Source organism: Streptomyces sp. CA-249302, from assembly GCF_050936785.1.
Lineage (GTDB): Bacteria > Actinomycetota > Actinomycetes > Streptomycetales > Streptomycetaceae > Streptomyces.
This window is the reverse complement of the sequence record NZ_JBNJMG010000001.1, coordinates 2977739-2991708: the sequence shown is the minus strand read 5'-3', so window position 1 is coordinate 2991708 and position 13970 is coordinate 2977739. Positions and strand designations below refer to the sequence as shown.

Sequence of the window (13970 nt, the reverse complement as noted above, 5' to 3'; positions counted from 1 at the left end):
CGCGGGCGGCTTTCGTCCCCCGGTGCACCCTTCCGGGTGCGCCGACCGTGCCCCGTACCTCTGCTTCCGTGAGCCCCCGAACGGCGCACACGTGCCGGACCGCGCGCGGCCGGTCGGCCGTCATCCTTGAGCCCATGACGACCGATTCGCGCGGTTCCGCGGCATTCCTCATCGACGAGTCACTCGGTTTCCTCTTCCCGGCCGCGCTGCGGGCGGCGGCGGCCGTCGGGGTCGCGGACCACCTCGCCGACGGCCCCCGCTCACCCCGCGAACTGGCCGCCGCCACCGGCACGGACGCGCGCAACCTGCACCGGGTGCTACGGCTGCTCGCCACCCGCGGGGTCTTCGAGGAGGACGGGGAGGGCCGCTTCGGTCTGACGGCGGCCGGCGACGCGCTGCGCACCGACGCCCCGTTCTCGGTGCGTTCGGCGGTCCTCATGAACACCGACCGCACCATGTGGTGGCCGGCCGCCGAGATGGCCCGCTGCCTGACCGAGGGGACCTCGGCCTTCGAGGGCATCTTCGGGGTGCCGTTCTTCGACCACTTCGCCCGGGACGAGGAGACCGCGGCCGTCTTCCACAACGGCATGGCCGCGATGTCCGACCCGGAGAACGAACCCGTCGCCGCCGCCTGCGAACTCCCCGCCACCGGCACCGTCGTCGACGTCGGCGGCGGCCACGGCGGCCTGCTCCTCGAAGTGCTGCGCCGGCACCCGGGCCTGAAGGGCGTCCTGTACGACCAGCCGCACGTCCTCGCCGGACACCGCCTCGACACCGACGACACCACCGGCCGCTGGAGCCTCGCCGAGGGCGACTTCTTCACCGGCGCGCCCGCCGGGGACGCCTACCTCCTCAAGCGCATCCTGCACGACTGGGAGGACGACCGGTGCGTCACGATCCTGGACCACTGCCGACGGGCCATGGCACCGGGCGGCCGGATCCTGGTCGTCGACGCGGTGGTGCCCCGGGACAACGCACCCCACCAGGCCAAGACGCTCGACCTGCTGCTGATGGCCTCCCTGGTGGGCCGCGAGCGCACCGAGGCCGACTTCACGGACCTGTTCACCGCGGCCGGCCTGCGCCTCACCCACGTGCTGCCGACGCCGACCGTACTGTCGGTGGTCGAGGCGGTGACCGCGTGAGCGGTTGATCCGCGCTCACAGGTTTCTCGTAGGCGCCTCACCGGACTCCCCTTGGTCGCCTCCCTATCGTCATGCACACGCACTGACTGGAGGTGGGGAAGATGAACAGCAGTCACACCAACACCACGGAGAAGCAGACCGGTTGGGTCCGCACGACCTACGGCCCCTGGGCGGCTCTCTGCGCGGCAGCCGCGGTCGTCCTGGGCCCGGCCGCGGTCACCGCGACCGCCCTCGACCAGGCCAACGCGGCACCGATGCACCACGCGGTGAAGGCCGACCAGACGCAGGCGTACATCCCGTCGGACCAGACCCGCAGGCGTACGGCAGCGGCCTGAGCGTCAGTCCCTGAACCGTTCCCACAGCTTGGGATACCGCTCGGCCAGCGCCCCGTCGTTCTCGAAGTCGACCGGGGTGCCCTCCGGTTCGGAGGCGGCCGGGGGGATGCCCAGGTCGGGGGCGACGGCGCCGGTGAGCTGTTCGTAGGCCTCGTCGGCGGAGTAGCCCAGCTCCTCGCCGTCGCCGTCCAGCTCCTCGTCGAAGTCGTCGAGCAGGTCGGCCAGCGTGTCCGGCTGGTGCACCGCACCCTCGTACACCTCACGCCCCTGCCCGATCAGCCAGCACCGGAAGAAGTCGAAGGCGTCGTCGCTGGCCCCGTCGAGCAGCACCCAGGCGGCGCCCCACAGGTCCCAGGTGTACGCGCGGTTGTAGCGGGCCTCGAAGTGACGGGCGAAGTCGAGCACCATGTCCGGGTCCAGCTGAAGCAGCCGGTCCACGAGCAGGTCGGCCTGCTCCTCGGGGTCGCCCTCGGCGGCCTCGCGGGTGGCGTCCACCAGCTCCCAGAACTCCGTCTCGTCCATCACGGGTCCAGCATCGGCCCTGGGCGGGTGGGGCGCACGTGGAGTGCGGCGGATTGTTATGTCCCGTACAGGCGGCCCAGTCGTATCGCGTCCTCGGCGAAACGCGCCCGCAGGCTCTCCGGAGCCAGCACCTCCACTTCGGGGCCGAGCCCCGCGAGCTGCGAGTGGGCGACCTTCTCGGACTCCACCGGAAGTGTCAGGGTCAGCCACCCGTCCCCGTCCGGCTCGTCCGCCACTGCCAGCGCCTCCCGGGCGGACGCCGGATCGACGGCGTACGGCAGTCTCCGCACCCCGTCCTCGGAGAGCCGCACCACGACCTCGGCCTGCAGGATCGACCGCGCGAACTGCTCGGCCCGCTCCTCCCAGAAACCGGGCAGGTCGAACTCCTCGTCCCGTACGAACCGGTCGGCGGAGGCCTCCACCGCCGTGAACCGGTCGATCCGGTACACCCGGAAGGAACCGCCCTCGACGACCCGCGCGCACACGTACCAGACGCCCGCCTTGAGCACGAGCCCGTACGGCTCCAGCTCCCGCTCCACCTCGGCCTCCCGGCTCCGGTAGCGCGCGGTGACCCGGCGGTCGTCCCACACCGCGTCCGCGACGGCGGGCAGCAGCTCGGGTGCCTTGGGTTCCGTGAACCAGTTGGGCGCGTCCAGATGGAAGCGCTGGGCCGCCGTACGGGAGGCGTCCCGCAGGGACGGCAGAAGCGCCGCCGACACCTTCAGCCGGGCGGCCGAGGCGGCATCCTCCAGCCCCATCTCGCGCAGCGCCCCCGGCACCCCGCTCAGGAACAACGCCTCGGCCTCACCGCGCGCCAGCCCCGTCAGCCGGGTCCGATACCCGCCGACCAGCCGATACCCCCCGGCCCGCCCCCGATCCGCGTACACCGGAACCCCCGCCTCCGACAACGCCTGCGCATCCCGGGTGACGGTCCGCTCGGACACCTCCAACTCCCCGGCCAGCTCGGCGGCGGTCATGGAGGGCCGGGACTGGAGCAGGAGCACCATCTTGATGAGGCGGGCAGCGCGCATACGGCCATGATGCCGGGGCCCACTGACAACGCGAGGGCTACGGCATACCGGTGGCCATCTCCCGGCAGACCTGCTCGGCGCGCGCCCGCAGTGAGGCCGTGCCCGCGCGCTGCCAGTCCCTGTCCTCGCCGACGCACAGATCGACGATCACCGAGGTCAGATCGTCGTCCGGGCCCAGTTTCCAGCTTGCCCACCGGATGACAGGCAGCGACCCCTGACTGCAGTCCCTGATACAGGCACCCGTCTGCCGACCGGAGACCTGGATCGCGGCCCCCGTGACGGTGTCCCGCGGACAGGATCGGTAGCCCAGCCCGCGGAATGCCCCGCTGCGCATGTCGAGTTCATATCGAAACGTGAATACGCGCCCCGGGATCTGCCGCACCACGACCACGACGTAGGTCTCGAACCGTCTGACCCGGTCCGTGCCGAGGCGGCTGCGGCCGTGGGCGCCGTAGTCGATTCCATGGACCCGAAAGGTTTCCGGGACCGGAACCGCATCGGCCTGCGAACCCCGGCGCACGGGCGGAGCGGCTGTCGCGAGGACGGCGTCGAGCGACTGCTCCAGCCAGCGGTCCAGCTGCCTCTCGACGGCCGGCCGGGTCCAGCGTCGCAGTGCGAGATCGTGGGTGCAGGTGGCGAAGGCGCTCAACGCGACCGGCAGCCCCAGCCAGCCGGCCAAGGCGAGCAGCGGGTTGAGCCACAAGGGGAGGCTGCCCCAGGTGAACATCAGAGAGGCGATGACCGCGCCGCTGAAGAAGAAGCTGCCGACCACCGGTCGCGTGATCGCAAGCCTGTAGCGCACCGCCGGCGACGTGAAGTACCGCGCCACGACGTACCGCCGTCGCCTCGTCTCGGACGCCCACACGGCCTGCCCCCGTCCACAGGTCCCCGACCCAGTGCAGCACAGCGCGGCCCGCCGGCCCATACGCCGAACGGCCCGGTCGGTGGATGTCCACCGACCGGGCCGTTCGGGCGAGCGTCGGGCCTACAGGCCGTACTTCTCCCGCGCCTCCTTCACCGCCGTCGCCTTGACCTCGCCGCGGCGGGCCAGCTGGGCCAAGGCAGCCACGACGATCGACTGGGCGTCGACGCCGAAGTGGCGGCGGGCCGCCTCGCGGGTGTCGGAGAGGCCGAAGCCGTCGGCGCCCAGGGAGGAGTAGTCCTGCTCGACCCACTGCGCGATCTGGTCGGGGACCTGGCGCATGTAGTCGGAGACCGCGAGCACCGGGCCCTCGGCGCCGTGCAGCGCCTGGCGGACGTACGGCACCCGCTCCTCGCCGCGCAGCAGGGCCGCGTCGGCGTCCAGGGCGTCCCGGCGCAGCTCCGTCCAGGAGGTCGCCGACCAGACGTCGGCGGCCACGCCCCACTCCTCGGCGAGCAGCCGCTGCGCCTCGATCGTCCAGTGGATCGCCGTGCCGGAGCCCAGCAGCTGGATGCGCGGGGCGTTGGCGGCGGCCACGTTCAGGCCCGCCGACTCCGCCGTGCTGAAGCGGTACAGGCCCTTGACGATGCCCTCGTCGATGCCGAGGCCGGTGGGCTTCGCGGGCTGCGGGAGCGGCTCGTTGTAGACGGTGAGGTAGTAGAAGACGTTCGGGTCCTCGCCCGGCGCCGCCTCGCCGTACATACGGCGCAGACCGTCCTTGACGATCGTCGCCACTTCGTACGCGAACGCGGGGTCGTACGTCAGCGCCGCCGGGTTGGTCGCGGCGATGACGGGGGAGTGGCCGTCGGCGTGCTGGAGGCCCTCACCGGTGAGGGTCGTACGACCGGCCGTCGCGCCCACCAGGAAGCCGCGGCCCAGCTGGTCGCCGAGCTGCCACATCTGGTCGGCCGTGCGCTGCCAGCCGAACATCGAGTAGAAGATGTAGAACGGGATCATCGCTTCGCCGTGCGTGGAGTACGCGGTCGACACGGCGATGAAGTCGGCCATCGAACCGGCCTCGGTGATCCCCTCGTTGAGGATCTGGCCGTTCTTGGCCTCCTTGTAGTACATCAGCTGGTCGCGGTCGACCGGCTCGTACGTCTGGCCCTTGGGGGAGTAGATCCCGAGGGACGGGAAGAGCGACTCCATGCCGAAGGTGCGCGCCTCGTCGGGGACGATCGGCACCCAGCGCTTCCCCGTCTCCTTGTCGCGGACCAGGTCCTTGACCAGGCGGACGAAGGCCATGGTGGTGGCCAGGTTCTGGGTGCCCGAGCCCTTGTCGAAGGACGCGAACGTCTTGTCGGCCGGGGCGGGGAGGGGCGCCAGGGCGTGCGTCCGGCGCGCGGGGGCCGGGCCGCCGAGGGCCGCGCGGCGCTCCTGGAGGTAGCGGACCTCGGGGGAGTCGGCGCCCGGGTGGCCGTAGGGGACCACGCCGTCGACGAAGTCGCTGTCCTTGATGGGGAGTTCGAGCAGGTCACGCATCTGCTTGAACTCGTCCGTCGTCAGCTTCTTCATCTGGTGGTTGGCGTTCTTCGACGCGAAGCCCTCACCCAGCGTGAAGCCCTTGACGGTCTGCGCCAGGATCACGGTCGGGGCGCCCTTGTGGTCGAGCGCGGCCTTGTAGGCGGCGTACACCTTGCGCGCCTCGTGACCACCGCGGGAGAGGTGGAAGCACTCGAGGATCTTGTCGTCGCTCAGCAGCTTCGCCATCTCGGCCAGCGCGGGGTCGGCCCCGAAGAAGTCCTGGCGGATGTAGGCCGCGTCGCGCGTCTGGTACGTCTGCACCTGGGCGTCCGGCACCTGGCGCAGCCGTCGTACCAGCGCACCCGTGGTGTCGAGCTGGAACAGCTCGTCCCACGCCGTACCCCACAGCGACTTCACGACGTTCCAGCCGGCGCCGCGGAACTGGGCCTCCAGCTCCTGCACGATCTTGAAGTTCGCGCGGACCGGGCCGTCGAGGCGCTGGAGGTTGCAGTTGATGACGAAGGTGAGGTTGTCGAGGCCCTCGCGGCTCGCGAGTGCGAGTGCGGCCGTCGACTCCGGCTCGTCCATCTCGCCGTCGCCCAGGAAGGCCCAGACGTGGGAGGACGAGACGTCCTTGATGTTGCGCGCCGTGAGATAGCGGTTGAAACGCGCCTGGTAGATCGCCGACAGCGGGCCGAGGCCCATGCTCACCGTCGGGAACTCCCACAGCCAGGGCAGCCGCCGCGGGTGCGGGTACGACGGGAGGCCGCCCCCGCCCGCCTCCTGGCGGAAGTTGTCGAGGTGCGCCTCGGTCAGGCGGCCGTCGAGGAAGGCGCGGGCGTAGATGCCGGGGGAGGCGTGGCCCTGGATGTAGAGCTGGTCGCCGGACCCGTCGGCCTCCTTGCCCTTGAAGAAGTGGTTGAAGCCGGTCTCGTAGAGCCAGGCCGCGGAGGCGAAGGTGGCGATGTGGCCGCCGACGCCGTGTTTGCTGCCCCGGGAGACCATCGCGGCCGCGTTCCAGCGGTTCCACGCGGTGATCCGGCGCTCCATCTCCTCGTCACCGGGCACGCCCGGCTCGGCGGCGGTGGGGATGGTGTTGACGTAGTTGGTCTCGAGGAGCTTCGGCAGCGCGATGCCGTTGCCCTCCGCCCTCTCCAGCGTGCGGCGCATCAGGTACGCGGCACGGTGCGGGCCGGCCGCCTTGGCGACCGCGTCCAGGGAGGCCTGCCATTCGGCGGTCTCCTCGGGGTCCCGGTCGGGGAGCTGGTCGAGCTCGCTCGGCTGGATGGCGATGGGGTCGGTCATGTCGCCGCCTTCCTCAGTCGAAGGGGGTTCCCTCAATCAGGCAGGGTTTCGGGGTTGCCCTTTGTCTTTGGCAGGACAGGGCGGAGGGCCCGGGTGCAGGCCCGTCGGCGACAATAACTCGCTGATCGATGATCGATCAAAGGGTTCAAGGGCAAAACTTCTCGATTACGAGAAAGTAGGCACGGGGTGTCTTTCGGGCAGGCACCCGGTGCCGCGTTTTCCGCGGGTTTCCGCAGGTGAGCGAGGTTGCGCTCAGGCTCGCGGCGCGCAGCCCAGGACGTGCGCCTTCACCAGTTCCGGGATCCTCGGGTCCCGCCTGCGGAACGCCTGCACCAGCTCCTCGTGCTCCTCCGCGTACGACTGCTGAACGGTCCCCAGCCAGCGGATCGACAGTGCCGTGAAGACCTCGATGCCCAGGCCCTCCCAGGTGTGCAGCAGCACGGAGTTGCCCGCGGCCCGCACCAGTTCGCGGTGGAAGCCGACGGTGTGCCGCACCTGGCCCGTGCCGTCCGCCGCGCGGTCGGCCTCGTACAGGGCGGCGACATGCGGCTCCAGCGCCGAGCAGTCCTGCGCGAGCCGCTCGGCCGCCAGCTCGGCGGCGATGGCCTCGAGCCCGGCCCGGACCGGGTAGCTCTCCTCCAGGTCGGCCGCGGTCAGGTTCCGCACCCGCACGCCCTTGTTCGGCGCGGACTCGATCAGCCGTAGCGACTCCAGCTCGCGCAACGCCTCCCGCACCGGCGTCTGGCTGACCTCCAGCTCGGTCGCGATCCGCCGCTCCACGATCCGCTCGCCCGGCTTCCAGCGCCCGCTGACGATCCCCTCCACGATGTGCTCGCGGATCTGTTCGCGCAGCGAGTGGACGACGGGCGCGGTCATGAGAGCTCCTTAAGGGCGTTTGACGTTTAGACAATAAGGCCGCGGGCCCGTCCAGGAGGGGCGCACGGGGGCGCTTTCATGCAGGTGAGACGAGACTTACACGCCCTGCAGATCCGGGCCCCCTGTAAAGACCCGTACCGGGTACGGCCCGGAGGCGTCACCGCCGTGTCACAGGGAGAACCCGTTGCCCTGCCCCTGCCGTCGGGGTCGGCAGGAAGTTCCCGAGCGGGGAGCTTCTGCAACGCCAGGGGGATGGCATGAACACTCGGCAGCGGAGCAACCAGCGGGCCTGGATGATCTCGACGGTGGTGATCGGCGCGGGCGTCGGCCTGGCCCTGGCGCTCGCGGGGTGCGACCCGAAGATGCCGTGGTCGGCGGGCGACGACGGCAAACCGACGGTCACCGCGAGCCCGGCCACCGACACGGAGACGAACACCGGCACGGAGACGAACACCGGCACGGAGACCAACAGCGGTACGGAGATCAAGGGCATGTCCGGCGCGCTCACGTCCGCCGCCAGGCAGCCCGCCGGCCCCGGCGGCGCCTGCGTCTTCGTCAAGCCGGACGGCGCGCAGAAGTTCGGCCACGTGGGCTGGGGCTTCCGGATCACGGGGACGAACAAGTGGGTGTACGGCGCCGTCGAGAACCCCTCAAACAAGCTCTACACCCCGCCCGGCGGCTACATCGGCGCCTGGCACGCGCAGGGGTCGTACGACCGCATGCTCAGCGAGATGTCCCGGGACGCGCACTACCCCGGCAAGTCGACGCACCCGTACAGCCGTTACCGCTGTGTCTCGTCCTCGACCAGTGACGTGAACAACGCCTGGAAGATGATCCGCACCGTCGAGAACCGCGGCTTCCTGGTCGGCGTCGACCCGAAGACCGGCGACCTCACCTCCCGCGACTGCCTCGACGCCACCTACGACGTCCTGCACGCCTACCGCACCCGCCACCTGACGTACGCACCCCACCTGGACATCCCGAACGTGTGGGTGGAGACGCTGTGGGCGTGGAGCGACCACACGCTCAGGCCGCACTGACCGACCCGTCGTACGACTGCGCCCCCGTCCGGAAGTTCCGGACGGGGGCGCATCGTTACGAGCCCTACGGGTCGTTACGAGTCCTACAGGCCGAGCTCGACCTCGAACTCGCCCGCCTCCAGGATCGCCTTGACCGCCGTCAGGTAACGGGCCGCGTCGGCGCCGTCCACCAGCCGGTGGTCGTAGGAGAGGGTCAGGTAGGTCATGTCGCGAACGGCGATGACCGTGCCCTCTTCCGTCTCCAGGACGGCCGGGCGCTTGACCGTGGCGCCGATGCCGAGGATCGCGACCTGGCCCGGCGGCACGATGATCGTGTCGAAGAGCGCACCGCGCGATCCGGTGTTGGAGATGGTGAAGGTCGCGCCGGACAGCTCGTCCGGCGTGATCTTGTTGGCGCGGACCTTGCCGGCCAGCTCCGCCGTGGCCTTCGCGATGCCGGCGAGGTTGAGGTCGCCCGCGTGCTTGATGACCGGGGTCATCAGGCCCTTCTCGGAGTCCACCGCGATACCGATGTTCTCGGTGTCGAAGTAGGTGATCGTGCCTTCGCCCTCGTTGATCTTGGCGTTGATCGGCGCGTGCGCCTTCAGCGCCTGGGCCGCGGCCTTGACGAAGAACGGCATCGGGGAGAGCTTGACGCCCTCACGGGACGCGAACGCGTCCTTGGCCCGGGCACGCAGCTTCATCAGACGCGTGACGTCGACCTCGACGACCGAGGACAGCTGCGCCTGCTCGTGCAGCGCCTTGACCATGTTGTCGCCGATGACCTTGCGGATGCGCGGCATCTTGACGGTCTGGCCACGGAGGGGGGAGGCCTCCAGGGTCGGCGCCTTCTTCGCGGCCGGGGCGGCAGCGGCGGCCGCGGGGCCGGAGCCGCGGCGGCGGCCTTCGCGGCCTCGGCGGCGGCGATGACGTCCTGCTTGCGGACGCGGCCGCCGACGCCGGTGCCCTTGACGGTGGACAGGTCGACGCCGTTCTCGGCGGCGAGCTTGCGCACCAGCGGGGTGACGTAGGCGCCCTCGTCGGTGGCACCCGCGGCGGGAGCGGCCGGGGCGACCGGAGCCGGGGCGACCGGCGCGGGGGCCGGGGCGGCGGCGACCGGGGCGGGCGCGGCGACCGGAGCGGCAGGCGCCGGAGCCGGGGCCGGCGGCGCCACGGGGGCGGCCGGAGCCGGGGCAGCGGCGGCGGGCGCCGGAGCCGCGGGGGCCGGAGCCGGAGCGGCCGGGGCCGGGGCAGCCGCCGGAGCGGCACCCGGGGCGCCGATGACGGCGAGCTTGGCGCCGACCTCGGCGGTCTCGTCCTCGCCGACCACGATCTCCAGCAGGACACCGGCGACGGGCGCCGGGATCTCGGTGTCGACCTTGTCCGTGGAGACCTCGAGCAGGGGCTCGTCCTCGGAGACCTCCTCGCCGACCTGCTTCAGCCAGCGGGTCACGGTGCCCTCGGTGACGGACTCGCCGAGCGCCGGGAGGACCACGTCGGTGCCGGACGCGCCACCGGCCGGGGCCGCGGCGGGGGCGGCCGGAGCCGCAGGGGCGGGGGCCGGGGCGGCCGGGGCCTCGGCGACCGGTGCCGGGGCAGCGGCCGGAGCCGGCTCGGCAGCAGGGGCCGGAGCGGCAGCGGGCGCGCCCGTGCCGTCGTCGATGACGGCCAGCTCGGCGCCGACCTCAACGGTCTCGTCCTCGGCGACCTTGATGGACGCGAGGACACCGGCGGCGGGCGAGGGGATCTCGGTGTCGACCTTGTCGGTCGAAACCTCGAGCAGCGGCTCGTCGGCCTCGACGCGCTCTCCCTCGGCCTTCAGCCAGCGGGTGACAGTGCCCTCGGTGACGCTCTCGCCGAGCGCCGGAAGGGTTACGGAAACCGCCATGGTTTCGGTTGCTCCTTACGAATTGCGGAAGTCTGTGTCGTCGCGAAGTAGCGAACGGGGTCGCTTCGTCGACCGAGGGTCAGTCGTGCGAGTGCAGCGGCTTGCCGGCCAGGGCCAGGTGGGCCTCGCCCATCGCCTCGTTCTGCGTCGGGTGGGCGTGGATGAGCTGGGCGACCTCGGCGGGCAGCGCCTCCCAGTTGTAGATCAGCTGGGCTTCGCCAACCTGCTCGCCCATGCGGTCGCCGACCATGTGGACGCCGACCACGGCACCGTCCTTGACCTGGACGAGCTTGATCTCGCCCGCGGTGTTCAGGATCTTGCTCTTGCCGTTGCCCGCGAGGTTGTACTTCAGCGCGACGACCTTGTCCGCACCGTAGATCTCCTTGGCCTTGGCCTCGGTGATACCGACGGAGGCGACCTCCGGGTGGCAGTAGGTCACGCGGGGGACACCGTCGTAGTCGATCGGGACGGTCTTGAGACCGGCCAGTCGCTCCGCCACCAGGATGCCCTCGGCGAAGCCGACGTGCGCGAGCTGGAGGGTCGGGACGAGGTCGCCGACGGCGGAGATGGTGGGCACGTTGGTGCGCATGTACTCGTCGACCAGGACGTAGCCGCGGTCCATCGCGACGCCCTGCTCCTCGTAGCCGAGACCGGCGGAGACGGGTCCGCGGCCCACCGCGACCAGCAGGAGCTCGGCCTCGAACTCCTTGCCGTCGACGAGGGTGACCTTGACGCCGTCGGCGGTGTACTCGGCCTTCTGGAAGAAGGTGCCCAGGTTGAACTTGATGCCGCGCTTGCGGAAGGCGCGCTCAAGAAGCTTGGAGGAGTTCTCGTCCTCGAGGGGGGCCAGGTGCTTGAGGCCCTCGATGATCGTGATGTCGGTCCCGAAGGACTTCCAGGCGGAGGCGAACTCGACGCCGATGACACCGCCGCCGAGGACGATCGCCGACTTCGGCACGCGGTCCAGGACGAGGGCGTGGTCCGAGGAGATGATGCGGTTGCCGTCGATCTCCAGGCCCGGCAGCGACTTCGGCACCGAGCCGGTCGCCAGCAGGACGTGGCGGCCCTGGACGCGCTGGCCGTTCACGTCGACGGAGGTGGGGGAGGACAGCCGGCCCTCACCCTCGATGTACGTCACCTTGCGGGAGGCGATGAGACCCTGCAGGCCCTTGTACAGGCCGGCGATCACACCGTCCTTGTACTTGTGGACCGCGGGTACGTCGATGCCCTCGAAGGTGGCCTTCACACCGAACTGCTCGCTCTCGCGGGCCTGGTCGGCGATCTCGCCCGCGTGCAGCAGGGCCTTGGTGGGGATGCACCCGCGGTGCAGGCAGGTACCGCCGACCTTGTCCTTCTCGATCAGGGCGACGTCCAGGCCCAGCTGGGCCCCGCGCAGCGCCGCGGCGTAACCACCGCTACCACCGCCGAGGATCACTAGGTCGAAAACGGTGCTGGCGTCGTTCGCCACGTCACGTCCTCCATGCATGTGCGCCTACGCCGGACCCCTTTGTCCCCTACGGGAGGTTGACCGGTCGGTCGGCTGGTGTCCGGCCGCTCTTTCTCGGCCCTGTGGTGGGGGCCCTGTCCTGCCGTGCCCCATCTTCGCACTTGTCGGGGGTGAACGAGACGCCGGGCCGGTGTGTGAGACGTCCCACGTTCAGTCGAGCGGACACGGCGGCGGACATGGCGGACATGGCAGAGGGGGCTCCGCCCTACCCGCGCGCGGAGCCCCCTCCTACTCAGGGCGATATCAGCCCAGGTCGCCCGCCGCGGTCAGCTCGGCCAGCCGCACCAGCGTCCGTACCGCCGTACCCGTACCGCCCTTGGGGGTGTACCCGAAGGGGCCGCCCTCGTTGAAGGCCGGTCCGGCGATGTCCAGGTGGGCCCAGGTGATGCCCTCCCCGACGAACTCCTTCAGGAACAGGCCGGCGACCAGGCCGCCGCCCATCCGCTCGCCCATGTTGGCGATGTCGGCGGTGGGGGAGTCCATGCCCTTGCGCAGGTGGTCCGGGAGCGGCATCGGCCAGGCCGGCTCGCCGACCTCCTCGGCGGCCTCGTGCACGGCCGTGCGGAAGGCGTCGTCGTTGGCCATGATCCCGAAGGTCCGGCTGCCCAGCGCCAGCATCATCGCGCCGGTGAGGGTCGCCACGTCGACGATGGCGTCCGGCTTCTCCTGGGAGGCGGCCCACAGGGCGTCGGCCAGGACCAGCCGGCCCTCGGCGTCGGTGTTGAGCACCTCGACCGTCTTGCCGCTGTACATGCGCAGCACGTCACCGGGACGGGTCGCGGAGCCGGACGGCATGTTCTCGGCGAGCGCCAGCCAGCCGGTGACGTTCACCTCCAGGCCGAGGCGCGCGGCGGCGACCACGGCGGCGAAGACGGCGGCCGCCCCGCTCATGTCGCACTTCATCGTCTCGTTGTGACCGGCCGGCTTGAGCGAGATGCCGCCCGAGTCGTAGGTGATGCCCTTGCCGACGAGGGCGAGGTGCTTCTTCGCCTTCGAGGAGGTGTACGACAGCTTCACCAGCCGCGGTCCGGCCGCGGAGCCCGCGCCGACGCCGAGGATGCCGCCGTAGCCGCCCTTCTCCAGCGCCTTCTCGTCGAGCACCTGCACCTTGATGCCGTGCTCCTTGGCCGCGGCCGTCGCGACGGCGGCGAAGGCCTCCGGGTCGAGGTCGTTCGGCGGGGTGTTGATCAGGTCGCGGGCGCGGTTGAGCTCCTCGGCGACGGCGGTGGCGCGCTCGACGGCCGCCTTGTGCTCCTTGTCGCGGGGCTTGGCGCCGAGCAGCGCGGCCTCGGCGAGCGGGGCCTTGCCGTTCTTGGCCTTGTCGGCGCTCGTCGCGGGCGCGTTGTTCTTGTAGGCGTCGAAGGAGTACGCGCCCAGGAGCACGCCCTCGCCGATCGCGCCGACGTCCGAGGCGTCCACGACCGGCAGGGCGAAGGCGGCCTTCTTGGCGCCGGCGAGGGCGCGGGCCGCGGCGCCGGCGGCCCTGCGGAGGGCTTCCGCGTCGTAGCCGGAGTCCTCCTTGGGCTCGGCGCCGAGGCCGACCGCCAGTACCAGCGGGGTCTTGAAGCCGGACGGGGCCGGCAGCTTCGTCACCTCGCCCTCGGCGCCCGCGGCACCGAGGGTTTCCAGGACGCCGGCGAGGTTGCCGCCGTAGGCCTTGTCGACGGCCTCGGCGCCGGGGGCGACTACCGGGCCCTTGGCGCCCTTGGCGACACCGACGACGATCGCGTCGGCCCGCAGGCCGGGCGCCGCGGCGGTGCTGAGAGTGAGAGCAGTCACGGTGGTGAAATCTCGCTTCCGATGTGAAGTTCCAGTGGTCGATCGGTGTGGGTCGACCGGGCCCGACGGCCGACCCTAAGTCGAACCTCTGGCGGCGGTTCCAGCGGGGCCTTCCCCGGTACGGCGAACACTCCGGCTGAGCCTACGCGCGCGCGTGCCCCGGCTCATTCCCACTGCCAT

Annotated in this window: 10 protein-coding genes and 1 pseudogene; 3 read left to right on the top strand and 8 right to left on the bottom strand. The window is 71.3% G+C overall.

Annotated elements, in window-relative coordinates; all coding sequences use genetic code 11:
• Positions 1-134: 134 nt before the first annotated feature.
• Positions 135-1142 carry a methyltransferase gene (locus tag ACQEWB_RS13530; protein ID WP_432830494.1) on the top strand — a complete coding sequence of 336 codons (1008 nt, stop codon included), beginning with the start codon at positions 135-137 and terminating at the stop codon, positions 1140-1142.
• Between the two features lie 101 nt (positions 1143-1243).
• Entirely contained in the window at positions 1244-1477 is a 234-nt protein-coding gene (locus ACQEWB_RS13525; RefSeq protein WP_432830492.1) for a hypothetical protein, read from the top strand.
• 3 nt (positions 1478-1480) lie between these two features.
• Here the strand turns inward: ACQEWB_RS13525 and ACQEWB_RS13520 are convergent, their stop codons facing one another.
• The 5 genes from ACQEWB_RS13520 to ACQEWB_RS13500 all read right to left on the bottom strand — a co-directional run bounded on the left by ACQEWB_RS13520 (position 1481) and on the right by ACQEWB_RS13500 (position 7597).
• A complete protein-coding gene (locus ACQEWB_RS13520; protein WP_432843795.1) occupies positions 1481-1999 on the bottom strand; it encodes a DUF4240 domain-containing protein in 519 nt (172 codons plus the stop codon).
• A 56-nt stretch (positions 2000-2055) separates the two neighbouring features.
• Positions 2056-3030 (bottom strand): helix-turn-helix transcriptional regulator, encoded by a 975-nt coding sequence (locus tag ACQEWB_RS13515; protein ID WP_432830490.1) that lies wholly within the window; start codon positions 3028-3030, stop codon positions 2056-2058.
• Positions 3031-3067: 37 nt separating this feature from the next.
• Positions 3068-3859: a hypothetical protein gene (locus ACQEWB_RS13510; protein WP_432830488.1), complete on the bottom strand. Its 792-nt coding sequence runs from the start codon at positions 3857-3859 to the stop codon at positions 3068-3070.
• Positions 3860-4015: 156 nt separating this feature from the next.
• A complete protein-coding gene (aceE, locus tag ACQEWB_RS13505) occupies positions 4016-6721 on the bottom strand; it encodes a pyruvate dehydrogenase (acetyl-transferring), homodimeric type (protein ID WP_432830486.1) in 2706 nt (901 codons plus the stop codon).
• A gap of 252 nt (positions 6722-6973) precedes the next feature.
• Positions 6974-7597 carry a GntR family transcriptional regulator gene (locus ACQEWB_RS13500; protein WP_432830484.1) on the bottom strand — a complete coding sequence of 208 codons (624 nt, stop codon included), beginning with the start codon at positions 7595-7597 and terminating at the stop codon, positions 6974-6976.
• A 257-nt stretch (positions 7598-7854) separates the two neighbouring features.
• On the opposite strand from ACQEWB_RS13500, the gene ACQEWB_RS13495 reads away from it, so the two are divergent.
• On the top strand, positions 7855-8637 hold the full coding sequence (locus ACQEWB_RS13495) for a hypothetical protein (RefSeq protein WP_432830481.1): 783 nt from the start codon (positions 7855-7857) through the stop codon (positions 8635-8637).
• Positions 8638-8720: 83 nt separating this feature from the next.
• On the opposite strand, the pseudogene sucB reads toward ACQEWB_RS13495, so the two are convergent.
• The 3 genes and pseudogenes from sucB to ACQEWB_RS13480 form a co-directional block, all read right to left on the bottom strand.
• Positions 8721-10504, bottom strand: a pseudogene (gene sucB / locus ACQEWB_RS13490) (2-oxoglutarate dehydrogenase, E2 component, dihydrolipoamide succinyltransferase).
• 79 nt (positions 10505-10583) lie between these two features.
• Entirely contained in the window at positions 10584-11972 is a 1389-nt protein-coding gene (lpdA, locus tag ACQEWB_RS13485; RefSeq protein ID WP_432830479.1) for a dihydrolipoyl dehydrogenase, read from the bottom strand.
• Positions 11973-12254: 282 nt separating this feature from the next.
• Positions 12255-13790 (bottom strand): leucyl aminopeptidase, encoded by a 1536-nt coding sequence (locus ACQEWB_RS13480; RefSeq protein ID WP_432830477.1) that lies wholly within the window; start codon positions 13788-13790, stop codon positions 12255-12257.
• Between the last annotated feature and the right edge of the window lie 180 nt (positions 13791-13970).